We start from the raw sequence: 18,878 nt of genomic DNA on the forward strand, positions 1-18,878 counted from the left end.
CACTAGAAAACTGACCTTATATGATTATTTAGCTGAATAAGTACATTTTCACGTGAATAATTCAAATTAAGCGCACTGTTTCGTCATTCTTATGTGGTTGAATGTTAATAAGCTCATCGTTTTGGGGTTCTTACGTGCTTAGTTTCAGTTAACCACGCTGTTTTGTCATTCTTATGTGCTTAATCTACCTTAAATCGGTCAAGCCCGAAATCTTGTGTAAAAGTACAAATGCAATCTACACCCTAATTTTATGATTCTATTTTCTCTCGAAGCGTATTCTAGGTCTAAGCAGGGGACAGATTTGACAACGAATCTATTCAGGCATGGTGATCTTGGGCTGTTCCTTCGGTCTTCAACCTAAGAACAGGCGCCCATTTCGCTATTCGAGAATACCATGCCTTCATTCATTGTCCAATCGTAACTCGTTTTCTTCTAGGTTTCATCTTCTGAAGAAGTGTCCTCCTTTCCTAGCACAGGCCCTTTTAAAAACGCTCTGGGGGCTTTTTGCCATGCTTGATGAATATCCATTAAAACCGCACCAATTAAACGTTCGGCGGAATCAACGTTAGGGAAAATAGAGACTACCTTTTCTCGTCGTCGAACTTCCCGGTTTAAACGTTCCAAGGAATTCGTTGTTCGTAAGGAAACGTGATAATCTTCTGGTTCACTTAGATATTGTAAACCATCGTAAAAGCCTTGATCTAAAAGAGCTAATACTGTTTTATAACGCGTATCATCTTGCACGTGATCTTCGAACTTTTGACGGGCTTCTTTCGCTTCTTGTAAGGTATTGGCGCGGAAGATCTTTTTCAGATGATAGCGAGCTTCTTGATTGTTTTTCTTAGGCATCTGGTCGATCATATTTCGTAAGAAATGGACGGTACAACGTTGCCATGCAGTACCGGTAAAGATTTCCTGTATGGCTTTTTTTAGCCCCGCATGAGCATCGGAAATAATTAAGCGAGGTTGGGTCAAGCCCCGTTCACGCAAGTCTTGGAAAAACCTTTTCCAACTCGTGGTGGATTCTTCCTCGCTGACTTGAAATCCTAAAATTTCTCGTCGATTCTTTTGATTCACTCCTTGGGCGATATAAACCCCTTTACTGACCACTCGATGGTCTTCACGAACTTTGATATACATGGCATCGACATAAACATATCGAAAGAAACTGTAGGTTAAGGAACGATTTTTAAAGGCTTGAATTTCCGGATCGAGTCGTTTCATCGTGTTAGAAACAAACGACTTCGATACTGATTCGCCGCATAACTGTTCAACGATATGGGTTACTTTTTGCGTCGATACTCCCTGGACGACGGCTTCCATTAAGCTTAATACAAAAGCCTGGTCTTTTCGTTGGTATTGTTCAAAAATTTTCGTGGAAAACTCGCCCGAACGAGTACGTGGAATTTTCAAGCGGAGTTTTCCTACGGCTAAAGTGAAATCTCGTTCGTAATACCCATTCCGATAATCCAAACGATGATCATTGCGCTCATAATTTTTCGCTTGGATAAATTCATCCCTTTCGACTTCCATATAAGCGTTAAATACCGTCACAGCTAAAGACTTCATCATCATGTTCATATCGCTTTGCATAATAGCCTCTGTTAATTCTTCAAAATTTATATTAATATTAAGTTGGGTCATATCCATCTTCCTTTTCAATGTTTTTCTGGGTAAATTACATTGTACCAGAGATGGATATGATCTCTTTCTTTTTACACAATTATATGGAAACAACTCTTAAATCGGCTTTTTTTGCCCTTTTTCTTCATTTAGGCACATAGCTTTGTCATTCTTACGTGCTTAGCTAGGGTTAACCCCGCTAGATTGTCATTCTTATGTGCTTATTTTCCCTTTAGCACATTGTTTTTTAATTCTTATGTGGTTAAATATCAATAACCTCATCGTTTTGGAATTCTTATGAGCTTATTTCGGTGAGTACGCACATTTTCACGTGAGTAATTCAAAATAAGCTCATTAGTTTTTGGGCCGTCTTTTCTATGTACTATTTCGCTTACTTTTTATAAAAAAAAGAAAGACCCCACAATTTTCATTGCGAGAATCTTTCTTATCAGCTTGGTTTTTAAGCGTTAATAGTTTTTAACTATGCTTTTACAACATTAACAGCTTGAGGACCGCGATCTGATTCTTCAACATCAAATGTAACAGATTGTCCTTCTTCTAAAGTTTTAAAGCCTTCTTCTTGAATTGCTGAAAAGTGGACAAACACGTCACTTCCATCTTCACGGGAGATAAACCCATAACCTTTTTCTGCGTTAAACCATTTTACTGTACCTTGTTCCATTCAAGTTTCCTCCTCGTGCGTTAGCACTTTTTAAAATTGTAACATTGCTCGTACTATGATAGAGATAGATAACTGTATGCCACTTCCACGTTCCAAACAAAATTACATAGTTCATTTTACTCTCACCTACTCTTTTTTGCAAGTGATAATTACTCTTAAGTTATTAATTCCAAAATCCTTCTTCTCTTAAACTAACATATTTTTCATCGCCGATAATCAAATGGTCTAATACTTCAATCCCCATCATTTCTCCACATTGCTTCAACCGTTTGGTAAACGCTCGGTCATTTTCTGACGGAGATGGATCGCCACTGGGATGATTATGCGAGCAGATAATGCGCGCCGCACTGCAACGAACGGCTTCGCGAAAGATCTCGCGCGGATGTGCGACTGCTTGATTTACGGAACCTACAAAAAGAGTCTTACGAAAAATAACTTCATTTTTCGTATTTAAATAAAGACAAATCAAGTGTTCCTGTGAGAAACCTTTCATCTCATCCATCAATTGCTGAGCTAAGTCAAAACTCGTAACGACTTTACCAAATTTAGGTTGATTGGCGCGATGAATACGATAGCCTAGCTCAATCATCGCTTTTAATTCGATCGCTTTGACCTGACCTACACCAGAAAGTTGTTGCAATTCTGTCAGGCTAGCATTTTTCAGCTCATATAAGCTGGGAAATAAGGTCAAAACCCTACCGGATAATTCCATTACGCTATATTTCTTCGATCCCGTGCGTAATAAAATAGCCAACAATTCTTGATTAGAAAGTGCCTGTACCCCATATTCTAATAATCGCTCGCGGGGCAACGAACTCAGTGGTATTTTGTTTTTTTCCATAAAAAAAAGCCTCCTTGCGTTCTTACACTAATAAGTACGCAAAAAGTGCTCATTTATTTTTCTAAAAATGCAGGAATTTCATTTAATGTAGGTAAAACAGCGAGCGTTCTTGCTTCAATTGCAAGAGTAGGTGTAATTAAATCTGGTACCATGATTACGTTAATCCCTGCTTGATCAGCTGCTAGTACCCCATTTTTCGAATCTTCTAATATAAGTAAATTTTCTTTAGATGTATCAAAAGCCGCAGCAGCTTTTTCAAAAATCTCAGGGTCAGGTTTGGCTTTTTTTACATTTTCAAAAGAAACGATATGAGAGAACTCATCTGACAAATCATTCTTTTCTAAAAGAATATCAATAATTCTACGCTGATTGCTAGAAGCGACACAACGCTGGACCTCTTTTTCTTGCAGATAATGCAATAATTCTTTTAAGCCAGGTTTTAAATCAGCAGCTCCTGCTTCAAATAGCTCCACCGCACGATCAAATGAATAATTAATGAACGTATTTACCGCTTGCTCGCCAAAAAGCGGGTCATACATTTCGTGATAGGCTTGCCAAACTTCTTCATCAGAAACGCCTATATATTTTTCATAAGTAGCAAAATCATAGGAAAAGCCCATCATATCCGCAGCTTCTTGGGTAGCTTTATAATAAAGTGTCTCGGTATCAAACATTAGTCCATCCATATCGAAAATAATTCCTTGTACATTCTGCATAGTTTCCTCCTGATTAAGAAATAAGATCTTTAATTAATTTCCGTACTTCTGCTACAAAATAAAGAGAACCTGTTACTAAAATCATATCGTCATTTGAAATTTTATCTAAAATATTAGCTAAGCCAAATTGCCATAGCGATGCTACATTAATACGTTTTTCATTGATGGCCTGATAGTTTTTTTCTAAACGAAGAACGCCTGGATAATCAAAGCTAGTTAAATAAATTTCTGCATTAGAAATTTCTAACAACTGCTTGAGCATTCCTTCGACGTTTTTTCTTTCAAGAGCTGAAAAAAGAACGTAAATGTGCTGATCTTTAAATTCATCATTCATATTTTCAACTAACCGTTTCATGGCGTGTTCATTATGCGCACCATCTAATACAATCAAAGGATTTTGGCTAATCTTTTCCAATCTAGCCGGCCACTGTGCTTTTAACAAGCCTTTTTTAACGTCTTTTTCACTAAAAGGAAGATGTTGCATCTGACAAACAAAATAAAAAAGTTGAATTGCCACTGCGGCATTTTCCGTTTGGTGTTTTCCTAATAAAGAAGTAGTTAGACCTGAAATTTTCCCTTGCTCATTATAAAAATCAAATTGTTCACCCCACTTGGCGTCAGGGCCTTTATAAACCATTTGGTAGTCATCAGCAAAATGGGAAACCTCTGCTTGTTGCCTTTGAGCTGTATCATCAATCACTGCAAGGGCATTAGCTGTAATTTTCCCGGTAACAACGGGAACCCCTTTTTTAATAATTCCTGCCTTTTGTTCAGCAATTTTTTCGATGGTATCGCCCAATACTTCCATATGATCCATTCCGATAGTAGTAATAGCTGTAAGTAGTGGGGAAACAACGTTGGTACTATCATATACCCCCCCCAAACCAACTTCAGCAACCACCATATCAACCTCTTCTTCTTTAAAGTAAAGAAAAGCAGCCGCCGTTAATAGTTCAAATTCCGTAATCTCTGAAAGTTCACTATCTGCATCAGCTGAGCTTACCCGAGGTTGAATTTTTTGCATGACATTGGTTAATGCGTCATCAGAAATAGGTTGTCCATTGATAGCAATTCGTTCATTAAGTTCTTCAATATAAGGTGAAGTAAAAGTACCAATAGTCAATCCGGTTTCTTGCAGCATGGTTGATAAAAAGCTGACAGTTGAACCTTTGCCATTGGTGCCCGCAATATGGACAATCGAAAGGTCTTTTTCTGGATGATTAAGTTCATCTAATAATGCATTGATTCGTTGTAACCCTGGTTTTGAACCAAAGCTTTGACGACTTTCAATAAATTGGATTGCCTCTTGCACTGTTTTTATCATGTCATTTCACCTCAAGGGATATTATAACAAATTCCCTGCTCGCATACTACGAAAAAAACAAGGACAATGATCTATCCTTGTTTTTCTCAATTGATTCATTAGTTAATTTCTTGTAACTGTTTGATACGATCCTTGACCGTTTGTTGTTTTTCCAGATAATCAGCCTGCTTATCTCGTTCTTTTTGAACAACTGCTTCTGGTGCATTGGCAACGAAACGTTCATTAGCCAATTTGTCTTCTACGCGTTGTACTTCACGATTCCATTTTTCCAATTCTTTTGCTAAACGATCTAGTTCTGCTTGAACATCAATCAAACCTGCTAATGGCAAGTAGACGTTAGCGCCTGTCAAGACCGCAGTCATAGCTAATTCAGGGGGTTCTAGCTGGCTATTGATTTCAAGTTTTTCTGGATTACAGAAACGATCAATATAGTTTTTATTTTCTTTTAGGAACGCTTCAATTTCCTGATCACTCGTTTGAATGAGTAAAGTAATTGGTTTTGAGATAGGCGTATTTACTTCTGCGCGAATATTACGAACCGCACGAATCAAATCCATCAATACAGTCATCCCTTGTGCTGCTGTTTCATCACTAAACTCGGGGTGAACGACTGGATATTCTGCGGTAACCAATGATGTACCTAGGTGTGGCAATTTTGACCAGATTTCTTCAGTGACAAATGGCATAATTGGATGCAATAGCCGTAAAATCTGGTCTAACACGTAGACAAGAACACTTTTGTTGGTTTGTTGAGCCTCTTTATCTATTCCATAAAGCGTTTCTTTACTCATTTCGATATACCAGTCACAAAAGTCATCCCAGATAAAATTGTATAATTGACGCCCAGCTTCACCAAACTCAAAACGGTCAAATAATTCAGTGACCCTTGCCACTGTTTCATTCAAACGTGTCAAAATCCAGCGATCCGCCACTGATTTTTTACCGCTAAGGTCGATGTCTGTTGCACTCATTTCCTCCACATTCATTAAAACAAATCGAGCCGCATTCCAAATTTTATTGATAAAGTTCCAAGCAGCGTCCATTTTTTCATAGCTAAAACGGACGTCTTGTCCGGGAGTAGAGCCATTTGATAAAAACCAGCGTAACGCATCAGCGCCGTACTGATCAATGACTTCCATTGGATCTATTCCATTACCTAGCGATTTACTCATCTTACGTCCTTGTGCATCCCGGATTAAACCATGAATCAAAACATTTTCAAATGGACGTTCTTGCGTAAACTCTAAACTTTGGAAAATCATACGACTTACCCAGAAAGAAATAATATCATAACCTGTGACTAAAGTGTTCGTTGGGAAATAACGTTGATACATTTCGTTTTCGGTATCAGGCCACCCCAAAGTAGAAAACGGCCACAAAGCAGAACTAAACCAAGTGTCTAAGACATCTTCATCTTGAACCCAATTCTGGCTATCTTGTGGTGCTTGCATGCCTACATATACTTCACCAGTTTCTTTGTGATACCACGCTGGGATTTGATGGCCCCACCATAATTGACGTGAAATTACCCAGTCATGAATATTTTCCATCCAGCGTAAAAAGGTCTGATTAAAACGTGGCGGATAAAAGTCTACTGCATCCTCAGTCGCTTGATTATCGATTGCTTGTTGCGCTAGAGGTTGCATTTTTACAAACCATTGTTTGGACAAACGCGGTTCAACCACCGCATCGCTTCGTTCAGAATGTCCTACACTGTGGACCATTTTTTCGACTTTAACTAGTCGTCCCAATTGTTCAAGGTCCTTAACAATTGCTTTTCTTGCTTCAAAGCGATCCATTCCGGCATATTTGCCAGCTTGTTCATTCATCGTGCCATCATTATTCATTACGTTGACCCGCGGCAGATCATGTCGATTACCTACTTCAAAGTCATTAGGGTCGTGGGCTGGTGTAATCTTCACAACTCCTGTACCAAATTCGCGGTCGACATACTCGTCAGCCACAATTGGAATTTCTCTATCCATTAAAGGTAAGATAACTTTTTTGCCGATTAATTGTTGAAAACGCTCATCTGCTGGATGAACTGCCACCGCAGTATCTCCTAACATCGTTTCCGGACGAGTCGTCGCAATTTCTACCGTGCCTGAACCGTCAGTTAGAGGATATGTCATATGGTAAAACGCACCTTCATCCTCTTTATGAATCACTTCAATATCGGATAAAGCGGTTTGTGCTTTAGGGTCCCAATTGATGATGTATTCGCCACGATAAATCAAACCTTTTCCATACAACTTAACAAAAACCGTCTTTACAGCTTCTGATAGCCCATCGTCTAAGGTAAAGCGTTCGTGGTTATAATCAAGTGATAAGCCTAATTTAGCCCATTGCTCTCTGATATGTTGCGCGTATTCTTCTTTCCAGTCCCAAACTTGGTCAATAAATTTTTCACGGCCTAATTCATATCGAGAAATTCCTTGCTCATTTAATTTAGCTTCAACTTTCGCTTGGGTAGCAATTCCAGCATGATCCATCCCTGGAAGCCACAAAGTATCAAAGCCTTGCATGCGTTTTTGCCGGATAATCATATCTTGCAAAGTAGTATCCCAAGCATGGCCTAAATGCAATTTACCGGTAACATTCGGTGGTGGGATAACCACTGAATAAGGTTGAGCATTTTTGTCGCCACTAGGTTTAAATAAATCTTGTTTTAGCCATTCCTGGTAACGCCCGTTTTCGACTTCTTGCGGATTATATTTTTTTGATAACTCATCTTCTGACATTTTCTTTCCTCCTTGGTTAAAATAAGATAATTACACTTTGTCTAGTGTTGTTTTATCTCTTCGCTTACGCTTTGGTCTCATCAAGGTCTAAGCGACAAGTCGCTAGTTCCTTGAAAAATCCATTTTCGCTCCCCTAGCACTGTTCATCAGCTACGATTCACAGCAAAAAGCCCTAAGATGTTTAAACATCTTAGGGCGCTATTTACGCGGTACCACCTAAATTGCAGTATATATACTGCCACTTACGAGTGAAATAACGATCACGAATCGTTTGACTCTACTTTTTTTTCGAGCCAAAGACGCTCAAGCTACCTTCACTGGTTATTGATGAAAATTTTACAGCCTAGAATTTTCTCTCTAAAAATCAATTCAGCCAGCTACTCCTCTTGACCTTTGTCTGTTTTATTTTACAATGCGCTTTTTTTAAAGTCAACTTAAATTAGTGCTTTTGCTGCCTCTAATGCCTTTTGATAATCTGGCTCATCAGACATTTCAGGTGTGATTTCTTCATAATTAATTGTCCCATTTTGATCAAGTACAAAAATACTGCGCGCGAAACAATCCGCTTCAGGGATGTAAATATTATAAGTTTGCCCAAAAGCATTTTCAGGATCATGCAACATAATCATATCTACACCTTCTTGACCACACCATTTAGCTTGATCTTCTTTCGTATTATTTGAGATCGTCACAAAATTAATATCATCAAGTTGACTTGCTTCTTGATTAAAACGTTTCGTTTGTAATGCACATACGCGTGTATTGATATTTGGAATGACACTTAAGATGGTAGGTTTACCGTTGTTAAAATCTGCCAATGTATACGTACGATCCTGTAAATCCTTTAATGAAAATGACGCAGCTTTGTCGCCTGTTTCTGGTTGTTGACCAGGTACCTCTAATTTTTCTCCCTTGCGTGTAATAAACATTATTTTCTCTCCTTAACTATTTATTGCTTAAAACAGCTTACAATCAATTTGCCTGCTGTTTTGACAATTTCTATACTATTTTTAGACGAAAACTTAATCAAGCATTCATCTTTAGCCTATTGTCAGTATAAAGCAGCTAAGAAAAATTATAAAAAAATATGCCTATGAAGTAACAGCTAACGGTGTTTTTTTATAGTTATGATCAAAAAAGAGTAATGTTAATAATTCAGTCGTTAAATCAATATAACGCATACTGATATTATCAGGCACTTCAACGCGGTCAGGGGCAAAGTTTAATATTGCCGTAATTCCACTATTGACCACAATATCAATCGCTTCTTGAGCATGTTCGCTAGGTACTGTGGATATCGCAATTCTAATGTTTTTTTCTTGAGCTATTTGTTTAAAATCAGCCATACTGTAAACATAAAAGCCTGCAATTGTTTTTCCGATGATTTCCGGATTCGTGTCAAATACACAGGAGATAATAAGATTTTCATTGCGACGAAAATTATTATTGGCTAACGCCTTGCCCAAATTTCCAAAACCAACAATCGCAATGCGACTTTCTTCATTACTATCTAAAATATGACTAAAAACTTCAATCAAAAAAGCAACATCATAGCCATAACCACTACGACCAAGTTCTCCTAAATAAGAAAAATCACGACGTATCGTAGCAGAGGGAACCTGGGTAATGTCAGAAAGTTCTTTTGATTTAATTCGTGCGACGCCTTTTGTGTCTAAAATCGTTAGGTTTCTTAAGTATAATGGTAGTCTTTTAGCTGTAGCGCGTGGTATTTTTTTCTTATTATAGTCTTTCACTTCCCAGCCTCCTTGTTAAGTTGTTCACATAAAAGTGTACCACTATTCCCATGTTTTGACAATAGCAGGCTAAGTATTAAAAACCAAACTAACGTAGAAGAGATCATTGGAGAACTATTGTCAGAAGAAAATGTTTTATGTTCCGTTGTAGTTATTTTTTTAACTATTAATATTGTCCTTAAAAAAATAAGCCACACTTTCGAAAAAAAGAAACTCTTTATACTTCCCCCACATTTGAACAAAAATAAAACAAGCTGCTTTTGAAAAACAGCTTGTTTTATTTATAGTAATTCAGCAAATTCATCTTGTTGTTCTTGTGCGCTTGCTGGGACAATTTTTTCGACTTTAATATTTGCCAAAGCACGTTCGATTAACCCTGTAATGTCTAATCTTTCTTCATATTGCTGAACTTTGTCCAGATGTGGTTTGGTTTTTGGCTGTGGTGGCGCAAAAATAGTGCAGCAATCTTCAAATGGTTGAATAGACAAATCAAAAGTATCGATTTTTTGAGCAATATCAATGATTTCTAGCTTGTCCATAGTAGCAACTGGTCGAATAATAGGGGTATTCGTTACTTCATTAATAGCAACCATGCTTTGTAATGTTTGTGAAGCTACTTGACCTAAGGATTCACCATTTAAAATGACTAACCCACGACGTAATTGGCGAATGCTATCGGTCAAACGTAACATCATTCGTCGGGTGATGGTCATCCAATAACCTTGCGGTACTCGATTTTTAATTTCCTCTTGTACTTCAGTAAAAGGAACTTCGATAAATTGAATCTGACCCACATAAGGAGCGAGTTTAGCGGTAAGATCCTTAGCTTTTTGCAAGGCTTGTTCGCTAGTATAAGGCGGACTAGCAAAATGAACAGCTTCGATTTCTACGCCTCGTTTCATGGCCAGAAAACCAGCTACTGGAGAGTCAATACCGCCAGAAAGCATTAACATTCCTTTACCACTTGTGCCCACAGGAAGGCCTGCTGCGCCAGGAATCGTTTTGTAAGACAAGAAAGCTCCGTTACTACGAATTTCCACGCGCAAATTAATGTCGGGCTTTTTCATTTGCACTTTAATATCAGGAAAATGATCAATAACCGCATCGCCTAGCGTCACATTTAATTCATCACTAGTTTGTTCAAAGGTATGATCACTGCGCTTGGCGGTAACCTTAAAACTTTCATTTCCGGTATAAATTTCACTGACCATTTCTTGAGCGCAAGCTTTGATTTGTTCGATATCTTTTTCCACACGAACGCTGGGGGAAAAATTTTGGATACCAAACACCATTTGTAATTTAGGAATAATCAAATCGCTATCCTCACCGTTTAAAACCAGATGCATCCGATCACGATCTGCATGAATTTTTAACTTAGGGAAATCGACAAGCGCTTGACGCACATTAGAAGAAAGACGCATGATAAATGACCGTCGATTCTTCCCTTTAGTCGATAGCTCGCCGTATCGAACCATAATTTCAGAATATTTCATAAAGACACCTCTTAATTAACTTTTGAAAATCGTTGATATAATTGCTCAAATACAATCATAAACTGTTCAATTTCTGCCATTGTGTTACTTTCATCTAAACTAATCCGAATGGCACAAGTAGCAAGTGCACTGGGGACATTCATCGCCGCAAGCGTACTTGACTCAGTATTTTTCTTACTCGAACAAGCACTCGTTGTAGAGACAATAATCTCTTTTTCTTCTAAGGCATGGACCAACACTTCGCCACGAATTCCTTTTAATGCTATACACAAAATATGCGGAGCACCATTTTCTGTGGGAGAAAAAATTGTGACCTTGCTATAAGCATTAAGTCCATCAATTAGCGCCATTTTTAAATTGGTTAAATGCTCAGGGCGTTGCGATTTCTTCTCAAAAGAAATCCGTAGCGCTCTTGCCATCGCAACGATCGCTGGCACATTTTCAGTTCCGCTACGTTGCTCTTTTTCTTGACCACCGCCAGTCATTAAAGGCTGGATGCGTCGACCTTTTTTCCAATAAATAAAGCCTACGCCACGTGGACCATGAAATTTATGAGCAGAAAAAGCAGCAAAATCCACGCGGGAAGTCAGCCATTTTTCGGTAGCAATTTTAGCAATTGCTTGCACCGCATCCACATGGAAATGAATTTTAGGAGACTTTTCTAACAACGTACTTATTTCCTGGATGGGCTGGATTGCCCCCATTTCATTGTTTACCGCCATCACAGAAACCAAAATCGTATCTTCTCTAATCAATTGAGCGAGTTGCTCTACATCTACAAATCCTTCTTTGGTTACGGGCGCTTGATCAATTTCAAATCCAAAACGCGCTAATTGTTCAACAGTTTTTTTCACTGCAGGATGTTCAATACTAGAAATAATCAGATGTTTTCCGTAATCTTGCTTTTCAAAAGCTGTTCCTTTTAGAACCCAGTTATCTCCTTCAGTGCCACCGCTAGTAAAGGCGATCTCTTCAGTCGACACTTGCAAGCTGTCCGCTATTTGTTTTCTAGCTTGTTCCAATAGACGACTTGCCTGAGTACCCAGAAAATGCAAACTGGAAGGATTTCCAAACACACGTCGACTCGTTTTTACATATGTATCTAAACTTTCGGGAAAGATGGGAGTGGTTGCACTATTATCAAAATAGATCATTTTATTTAAGATCCTCTCTTTAAAAATACTGTTTCATTATATCCGCAACTGTAGCTAGTTTCAAGTTGAAAGGCTGTTTGACACAAAAAAGCTGAGTTGAACTTAAGTAAAGTTCAAACACAGCTTTTTAAACTAATTCTTTTCGGTTCTCATAGTAAAAGTCTTCAATTCGTTTAAAGGCACCAGGTTCGACTCGTTCCAACGCTGTACCGATTTCATCCAGCGCATCTTTATAACGGTACTCGTAGTTAAACAAATCAAGGGTCCGATCAATCGAAGCTTTCACTTCTGTGTGCGAGTGTCGATAACGATTAGCGTGTTGCATCATTTGCTCAGTCAAAGCTGCCTCATCGACCATATCATGCGTTTTTTCTTGCAAAACGTCCAGATCCTCTGCACAAATTGCGACTAGTTCGTTAACATCGTCCATATCTACGCGAGTCTTGTTTAATAGATCATCTAGTTCTTCTAAACGGTCTGTTACACCAAAGAAGAAATCTAAGTATTCACCTGGTAATCCTGGTAAACGTTGTTGTTCCACAAAACGTTTCAAACTACGTAGCTTAAACTCAAAAGCATCAGCTCTATCTTGTGCAGCTGTTTCCTCTTTACGCAAATCACGAAGCGCTTGGTCGATTTCTACTTGTTCACTTTCAACCCCATCTAAAATTTCAAAAGCGTCTTTATAGAAACTTTGTACTTCAGAATAAGGAATCTCATGAGCTTCTAGTTTTGGATCAACTGAGTCATTCCGTCGAGCAATTTCTTCTATTTCCGATTGGAAACCACGCACACGAGCGAGCTCGTTATGGTTTAAGGTATACGTTTGTGAAGTATGATCAAGTTCAATTAGTAATTGACGATTATTGCTTGTTGCATGGTCAACGTAATCAGCGAGTGCTTTGCGATTTTTCACCACATAACGTTTTGCTGCAATCTCACGTTCCATAACGTCGTATAGTTGATCAATTTGGTTTGCTGTCTCATCATTGTCAGCTTCAACAGTGGAAATTTCGACTTTTTCTAAATCTTCTACAGAATTTTCAACACGACGTTTTACGTGTGCGATGTCTTCTTCAAAGTTTTCTTTCGGGATGACGTATTCTTCATCCATTAACGTCTGATAACCATCTGCAATTTCTTCTAACTGTCCTGGGAATATATTATGCAGCTTCTCATATTCTTCAGGAACCTTTTTCATAAGTTCTTCTAACTCAAATGTATGTTTTTCCGCTGTTTCTAATACTTCGCGAGCTTCTACCGGGTCACCGGAAGTGTTTAACGTAATAAACTGCGTAAACTCACTTTCTACACTTTTAACTTGTTTCTGAATTTCAGCAAAGGCAGGACCAAATTTCTCGCCCTCTCGTCTTAGCGATTTTTTCATACCTTCGTAAATATCTAACGCTTGTTGGACTTTTAATGAATTCCGTTCTTCACTTTCACGTAATTCATTTAATTCATCACGAACTTTGCCAATCTCTTTTTCCATGTTATCCATTGTTTTTTGCGCTTTATCAACAGCCGCTTTGGCTTTCACAAAGCGAAAGGCTTCGTTCAAATTTTCAACTTCAAAAATTTGACTTTCTAATTCAGCAAAATTATCAGTAGAAAGTTTTTCCCACTTTTGATTCCACTCTTTAAAGGAGTTCTGGCTCTGACCGACGAGATGCATTTTTTTGATATCGTCTATTTCGTCCTTAATAGGCAAATCAAATAGTGCTTTTTTCCGATCTTCCAACGCCTTTAACTTTTCCTGATTTTTTTTGCGTATAAAAAAGCCTATACCATAAATAATTGCCGCAATCACTATAATTGCTATAACAATTCCCAAAATTAGGTTACTTCCCATTTAGCTGCCTCCATTTTTGATCCTTTTCATCAACCTGTAATAAAAGACAGATGATTTTATTTACTTGATCACTGAATCCCATAGAGATACGTTCTTTTCCAAAGAAAAGACATCTAGGTTTGATTATAGCATAAAGACAAAGATCAATCACTATGAATTCTTAAAAAAATGATACTTTATTGTGCCGACTTTTTCAATTATTTACTCCGCTTTTTTCAATATTCATGCGCTTTGGCTCTTGATTTATAATTGATTTAAAGGTACGCTATTAAAAAAGTTTTTGAATTAGACAGGCGGAGATAATGTATGAAAACAGCAAAATTCGGCGGTAGTTCACTGGCAAACTCCACACAATTAAAAAAAGTCGCAGAAATTATTAAAGCAGATGAAACACGACGCTTTATTGTCGTTTCTGCTCCCGGGAAAAGATTTGCAACCGATAAAAAAGTGACCGACTTACTAGTTGAGTTCTATCAAAAACGGTTAAAAAATGAAGCAACGGATCAGCTTATTGTTGATATTTTTAAGCGTTATGAGGAAATTGGCAAGGATTTTCAGGTTGAAGAAAACATCTTAGACCAAATTTATCAATCATTAAATCATTTAAAAGAATTAGCAGTAGAAAACAACCCACATTTTTTGGATGAAATTTTATCAAACGGAGAAAATAATAACGCCAAACTTGTCGCTGGCGTTCTTCAAACTGAAGGCGTTAATGCTCGTTATATTGATCCGCAAGAATTAGGTATTATTGTCACCGACGAACCTTTAAATGCACGAATTTTGATGAGTTCTTACAAAATAATCAGTCGCTGGCGTAACGCCAACGAAGTTCTGGTTATCCCTGGTTTCTTTGGCTATACTGAAAAAGGTGATATTTGCACCTTTTCACGTGGCGGATCAGACATCACGGGTGCGATCGTCGCTTCAGCAATGAATGTGGATTTGTATGAAAACTTTACTGATGTTAACGGTATTTTTGCAGCTCATCCAGGTTATATTCACCATCCTGAGCCCATCCGTGAAATTACCTATCGAGAAATGCGGGAGTTGTCTTATGGAGGTTTTTCTGTTTTCCACGATGAAGCTCTAATGCCTTCTTATCGCGCCAAAATTCCAGTTGTCATAAAAAATACTAATAATCCTGATCATCCTGGCACTTTAATTACTAATGAACGAGAAAATAAAGAACAGCCTGTAGTCGGAATTGCGAGCGATGGCGGTTTTAGTATGATCTACCTCAATAAATACTTGATGAACCGTGAAGTTGGATTCACATTAAAAGTCTTAGAGATCTTTAAAGAATTTAATTTGAATTATGAACATATGCCTTCAGGAATCGATGATATTTCGATTATTTTACGTGCTAATCAGTTAAATCCGCAATTAGAAGAAGACTTATTACGAAAAATTGCTTATGTCATTGACCCAGATGAGCTTCAGATTATTCACAACCTTTCTATGGTTATGATTGTCGGTGAAGGGATGAAGCAAAGAGTTGGTAGTATGGCAGAAAGTACGGCTGCTCTAGCTAGAAAAAAGATCAATATTGAAATGATCAGTCAAGGAGCTTCTGAGGTTAGCATTACGTTTGGCGTTCATCAAGACCGTGAGCAAGATGCCATTCGAACGTTATACTATACTTTCTTTGAATAATGCTCATAGCAAAAAGAACTCTTGCAAGTTAAGTAAGAGTTCTTTTTTACCGTTATAACAAAGAGCATAAAAAGCCGGCTGGAAATCGCTGCCGGCTTTTTATTTATTCTTCTATAGTAACCCATTTATAATCATACTTAGCACCTGCACTATGAGAAACAATACCATTGACCTTATCAGAAATCATGTGCCCTTGCGCTTTTTGATAAACTGGGATTACACCCATTTCTTCGTTAATAACCCCTTCGGCCTCAATTAGATCTTGGAAACGTTCTTCAGGCTCATTAGCATGTGTGGTTGATGCTGCTTCAATCAATTCATCATATTCATCATTACTCCAACTCCCATGGTTATATGAGTTTTCTGTTTGGAATAAATCAGTAAAACTACTAGGATCCGCATAATCAGCGCCCCAACCACCAACGAGGGCTTCAAAGTCACCTGCAGTACCACGATCAAGCCGAACACTAAATGGCACTGTTGTTGAACTAACATTCAAACCATCTAGATCTTCCCAAGCACCTTGGATGTACTCTGCTACTTGTTTTGCGCCATCTTGATCATCTGACAGCAAATCAAATTCTAATGAATCAACACCCAACTCATCTTTCGCTTTTTCCCAATGCTCTTGGGCTTTATCTGGATCATACTCCAGTGTGGAATCCGAAACTTCAGTAAAGTCTTCGTCGGTATCTAGGTCTTTCCCAGTTTCTTCTGGTACCAAATTAGTCGAAGGCTGCGACCCATCTCCTAGTACTTGTTCCACTAATGCCTCACGGTCTAGCGCATAAGATAAGGCTAAACGAAGATCTTTATTATTAAATGGTGAATCTTCTTCCTCTTGATTTAATTCAATATAAGATGTGCGCGCTTCTTTTATCGATTGATATTCTGGATTGTTCGCATTTTGTTGGGCTAATTCGCCTGTGAGAAGTACATCATCAGTTTGCCCATCGTTAAATAAGTTCAGTCCAGTTGAAGATTCTTTTACTACCGAAACGTTAATTTCATCTAGATTCACATTATCTTTGTCCCAATACTCGTCATTTGCCGTATAACTCCACTCAGTATCTGAACCGGCCCCGTCAAATTCAGTTAAAGCAAAAGGACCGTTATAAACCGAATCATCGCCAGTTGACGCATAATCATCACCATTTTCTTCAACTATATCTTGCGGTTGAGGGAAAAATGACGGAAAAGCTAATAAATAATCAAAAAATGGCGTCGGTGTATCTAACGTAATTTCTAATTCATGATCATCTATTGCTTCAATTCCTAATTCAGATGGCTCTTTATCTCCTTCGATAACCTCATCACCGTTTTCAACATAACCATAGAGATAAGCATATTCTGCTCCTGTTGCTGGGTCCGCTGTTCGTTGCCAGCCGTAGACATAGTCATCTGCAGTAACAGGATCTCCATTGGACCAATTGGCATCTTCTCTAAGTTTTATATTATAAGTCAAGCCATCTTCTGAAACTTCGGCCATTTCAGCAGCCCCAGCTGGTTGTGGATCATCATTTTCATCTAAACGATAAATACCTTCATAGACATTATTAAGTGCTGTAAAACTAATCGTATCCGTGGCTAATGATAAATCGGCAGAAGGCATTTCTTGTTCAACGGACAAGTTAAACACTTGTTCACCGTTTGCTCCGTTGCTTCCTCCGTCTTCGCCGCTATCTGCTGTATCCCCTGTGGTACAAGCGGCTAGTAACGTAGTACTAACAGCCATAAGCCCTAATAATTTCCCCTTTTTCATTAAACCATCCCTTCTCGTACAAGCATTGCTTGTCTGATATGAGTAATATTGTACAAAATTTCTAATCGTTTTGCAATCAATTTTTCAGAAAATATTTTATTTTCTAATTTGAATGAAAATTCTGTTATCACAAAACTGCAATTACTAGTAAAGAAAGCGAATTCTTTTAAAAAAATAAAAAAATCAGTTATAATCAAGCTTAAGAAAGGGAGGATGACAAATGGTTTGGGATATGAATGATTACCCGACATCGATGAAAAATTTAGATGAACTAGTACGTAAAAAAGCCATCGATATGGGCAATGCTTTACTGCAAGATGGTTATCCAGAAGGTCGTGCTATTCCAATTGCTACAGAACAAGCACAGAAGTGGTATGATGAAGCAAGTCCAGAAGAAAAAGAATCCTTTCGTAACGAAAAGCCGCCGCAAAAAAGTGACCGGCACGGTGAGTCAAAACGAGGCGGAAAATTATTAGACGCAGATGTTAAGGTCAATTATCAAGATAAACAATGGCAGGTTATTTCAAAAGGCGCTAAAAAACCGAGTGAAACCTATGACAATAAAGATGAAGCAATTGACCGTGCAAAATATATCGCAAAAAATAAAGAAACTAAATTAGAAATTTATAAACAAGATGGTCAATTACAAGAAACGTACGATTATTCTGATAACGAATCATAATATTCTAGAAAAAGCTTCTCCTGGTATTGAATCAGGAGAAGCTTTTTCATTTGCTAAACAGGATCGTACTGTTTTGATTCTTACGTGCTAATCCCTCTTTTTTGCCCCACTGTCTTTCGTTTGACGCAACAGCTCTTCTTTTATTTTAGCTTCTGGGGCAAAGTCTCTCTCCCAATTGGCTGGTTTTAACACTTTATTGGTTTTTTCATCATAGTGTGGTTTGCCATCTGGAAATAACTTACCCATATTCGCTCGATGAACGATATCCATTATAGGCTTGGGATCAACACCTAACAACACAAAAGAGCCGTAAGTAAAATATAAAATATCCGCCAAAGCGTCTGCTTGTGCTACCAGTGGGTCAGTTTCTGCGGATGGTTTGTTTAAAACTTTTTGTTTTGCTTGTTCTATTGCATTATGCAGCCCTTCCACTAACTCAGAAAACTCTTCTGAGTCACCTGCACTTGTTGCATATAGCAATTCAACGAGTTCTTCTGCTTTAAAATCTGTTCGATGAAGTGCTTTTGTTTTGGTAAAGGCGGTAGGTTTATCCGGTTTTTGAGGGTTAAACGTAGCATGAAATTCTTTCGCCATTTCA

Annotated in this window: 15 protein-coding genes and 1 other annotated feature; of the genes, 2 read left to right on the top strand and 13 right to left on the bottom strand. The window is 38.1% G+C overall.

What is annotated here, in order from left to right:
- Positions 1 to 432: 432 nt before the first annotated feature.
- The 11 genes from C7K43_RS06335 to C7K43_RS06385 all read right to left on the bottom strand — a co-directional run bounded on the left by C7K43_RS06335 (position 433) and on the right by C7K43_RS06385 (position 14,180).
- Positions 433 to 1,644, bottom strand: coding sequence for an IS256 family transposase (locus C7K43_RS06335; protein WP_226996755.1), 1,212 nt, complete (start codon positions 1,642 to 1,644; stop codon positions 433 to 435).
- Between the two features lie 460 nt (positions 1,645 to 2,104).
- Entirely contained in the window at positions 2,105 to 2,305 is a 201-nt protein-coding gene (locus C7K43_RS06340; protein ID WP_068708847.1) for a cold-shock protein, read from the bottom strand.
- A 163-nt stretch (positions 2,306 to 2,468) separates the two neighbouring features.
- A complete protein-coding gene (gene radC, locus C7K43_RS06345; protein WP_124006098.1) occupies positions 2,469 to 3,146 on the bottom strand; it encodes a RadC family protein in 678 nt (225 codons plus the stop codon).
- A gap of 53 nt (positions 3,147 to 3,199) precedes the next feature.
- Positions 3,200 to 3,862, bottom strand: coding sequence for an HAD family hydrolase (locus C7K43_RS06350; RefSeq protein ID WP_124006099.1), 663 nt, complete (start codon positions 3,860 to 3,862; stop codon positions 3,200 to 3,202).
- A 13-nt stretch (positions 3,863 to 3,875) separates the two neighbouring features.
- A complete protein-coding gene (locus C7K43_RS06355) occupies positions 3,876 to 5,186 on the bottom strand; it encodes a bifunctional folylpolyglutamate synthase/dihydrofolate synthase (RefSeq protein WP_124006100.1) in 1,311 nt (436 codons plus the stop codon).
- 98 nt (positions 5,187 to 5,284) lie between these two features.
- Entirely contained in the window at positions 5,285 to 7,927 is a 2,643-nt protein-coding gene (locus tag C7K43_RS06360) for a valine--tRNA ligase (RefSeq protein ID WP_124006101.1), read from the bottom strand.
- Between the two features lie 188 nt (positions 7,928 to 8,115).
- Positions 8,116 to 8,330 (bottom strand) — a binding site (T-box leader).
- A 31-nt stretch (positions 8,331 to 8,361) separates the two neighbouring features.
- Positions 8,362 to 8,856: a thiol peroxidase gene (gene tpx / locus C7K43_RS06365; RefSeq protein ID WP_124006102.1), complete on the bottom strand. Its 495-nt coding sequence runs from the start codon at positions 8,854 to 8,856 to the stop codon at positions 8,362 to 8,364.
- A gap of 162 nt (positions 8,857 to 9,018) precedes the next feature.
- Positions 9,019 to 9,681: a redox-sensing transcriptional repressor Rex gene (locus C7K43_RS06370; RefSeq protein WP_124006103.1), complete on the bottom strand. Its 663-nt coding sequence runs from the start codon at positions 9,679 to 9,681 to the stop codon at positions 9,019 to 9,021.
- A gap of 281 nt (positions 9,682 to 9,962) precedes the next feature.
- A complete protein-coding gene (thiI, locus tag C7K43_RS06375) occupies positions 9,963 to 11,174 on the bottom strand; it encodes a tRNA uracil 4-sulfurtransferase ThiI (RefSeq protein ID WP_124006104.1) in 1,212 nt (403 codons plus the stop codon).
- Between the two features lie 11 nt (positions 11,175 to 11,185).
- A complete protein-coding gene (locus tag C7K43_RS06380; RefSeq protein WP_124006105.1) occupies positions 11,186 to 12,328 on the bottom strand; it encodes a cysteine desulfurase family protein in 1,143 nt (380 codons plus the stop codon).
- Positions 12,329 to 12,455: 127 nt separating this feature from the next.
- Positions 12,456 to 14,180: a septation ring formation regulator EzrA gene (locus tag C7K43_RS06385; protein WP_124006106.1), complete on the bottom strand. Its 1,725-nt coding sequence runs from the start codon at positions 14,178 to 14,180 to the stop codon at positions 12,456 to 12,458.
- Positions 14,181 to 14,486: 306 nt separating this feature from the next.
- Between C7K43_RS06385 and C7K43_RS06390 the strand changes: the two genes are divergently transcribed.
- Positions 14,487 to 15,836, top strand: a complete 1,350-nt coding sequence (locus C7K43_RS06390; protein WP_124006107.1) for an aspartate kinase — start codon at positions 14,487 to 14,489, stop codon at positions 15,834 to 15,836.
- 103 nt (positions 15,837 to 15,939) lie between these two features.
- On the opposite strand, the gene C7K43_RS06395 is transcribed toward C7K43_RS06390, so the two are convergent.
- Entirely contained in the window at positions 15,940 to 17,598 is a 1,659-nt protein-coding gene (locus C7K43_RS06395; protein WP_124006108.1) for a peptide ABC transporter substrate-binding protein, read from the bottom strand.
- A 220-nt stretch (positions 17,599 to 17,818) separates the two neighbouring features.
- Here C7K43_RS06395 and C7K43_RS06400 point away from each other — a divergent pair, with 220 nt between their 5' ends.
- Positions 17,819 to 18,280: a DUF2188 domain-containing protein gene (locus C7K43_RS06400; RefSeq protein WP_124006109.1), complete on the top strand. Its 462-nt coding sequence runs from the start codon at positions 17,819 to 17,821 to the stop codon at positions 18,278 to 18,280.
- A gap of 87 nt (positions 18,281 to 18,367) precedes the next feature.
- On the opposite strand, the gene C7K43_RS06405 is transcribed toward C7K43_RS06400, so the two are convergent.
- Positions 18,368 to 18,874 (bottom strand): pyrophosphohydrolase domain-containing protein, encoded by a 507-nt coding sequence (locus C7K43_RS06405; protein WP_186810717.1) that lies wholly within the window; start codon positions 18,872 to 18,874, stop codon positions 18,368 to 18,370.
- Positions 18,875 to 18,878: the final 4 nt, after the last annotated feature.

The organism is Tetragenococcus koreensis (assembly GCF_003795145.1).
Classification (GTDB): Bacteria; Bacillota; Bacilli; order Lactobacillales; family Enterococcaceae; genus Tetragenococcus; species Tetragenococcus koreensis.

Excerpts from the sequence above, each read along its gene's own strand:
- C7K43_RS06335 (WP_226996755.1), bottom strand. The coding sequence starts at position 1,644 with ATGACCCAACTTAATATTAATATAAATTTTGAAGAATTAACAGAGGCT.
- C7K43_RS06340 (WP_068708847.1), bottom strand. The coding sequence starts at position 2,305 with ATGGAACAAGGTACAGTAAAATGGTTTAACGCAGAAAAAGGTTATGGG.
- radC (WP_124006098.1), bottom strand. The coding sequence starts at position 3,146 with ATGGAAAAAAACAAAATACCACTGAGTTCGTTGCCCCGCGAGCGATTA.
- C7K43_RS06350 (WP_124006099.1), bottom strand. The coding sequence starts at position 3,862 with ATGCAGAATGTACAAGGAATTATTTTCGATATGGATGGACTAATGTTT.
- C7K43_RS06355 (WP_124006100.1), bottom strand. The coding sequence starts at position 5,186 with ATGATAAAAACAGTGCAAGAGGCAATCCAATTTATTGAAAGTCGTCAA.
- C7K43_RS06360 (WP_124006101.1), bottom strand. The coding sequence starts at position 7,927 with ATGTCAGAAGATGAGTTATCAAAAAAATATAATCCGCAAGAAGTCGAA.
- tpx (WP_124006102.1), bottom strand. The coding sequence starts at position 8,856 with ATGTTTATTACACGCAAGGGAGAAAAATTAGAGGTACCTGGTCAACAA.
- thiI (WP_124006104.1), bottom strand. The coding sequence starts at position 11,174 with ATGAAATATTCTGAAATTATGGTTCGATACGGCGAGCTATCGACTAAA.
- C7K43_RS06380 (WP_124006105.1), bottom strand. The coding sequence starts at position 12,328 with ATGATCTATTTTGATAATAGTGCAACCACTCCCATCTTTCCCGAAAGT.
- C7K43_RS06385 (WP_124006106.1), bottom strand. The coding sequence starts at position 14,180 with ATGGGAAGTAACCTAATTTTGGGAATTGTTATAGCAATTATAGTGATT.
- C7K43_RS06390 (WP_124006107.1), top strand. The coding sequence starts at position 14,487 with ATGAAAACAGCAAAATTCGGCGGTAGTTCACTGGCAAACTCCACACAA.
- C7K43_RS06395 (WP_124006108.1), bottom strand. The coding sequence starts at position 17,598 with ATGAAAAAGGGGAAATTATTAGGGCTTATGGCTGTTAGTACTACGTTA.
- C7K43_RS06400 (WP_124006109.1), top strand. The coding sequence starts at position 17,819 with ATGGTTTGGGATATGAATGATTACCCGACATCGATGAAAAATTTAGAT.
- C7K43_RS06405 (WP_186810717.1), bottom strand. The coding sequence starts at position 18,874 with ATGGCGAAAGAATTTCATGCTACGTTTAACCCTCAAAAACCGGATAAA.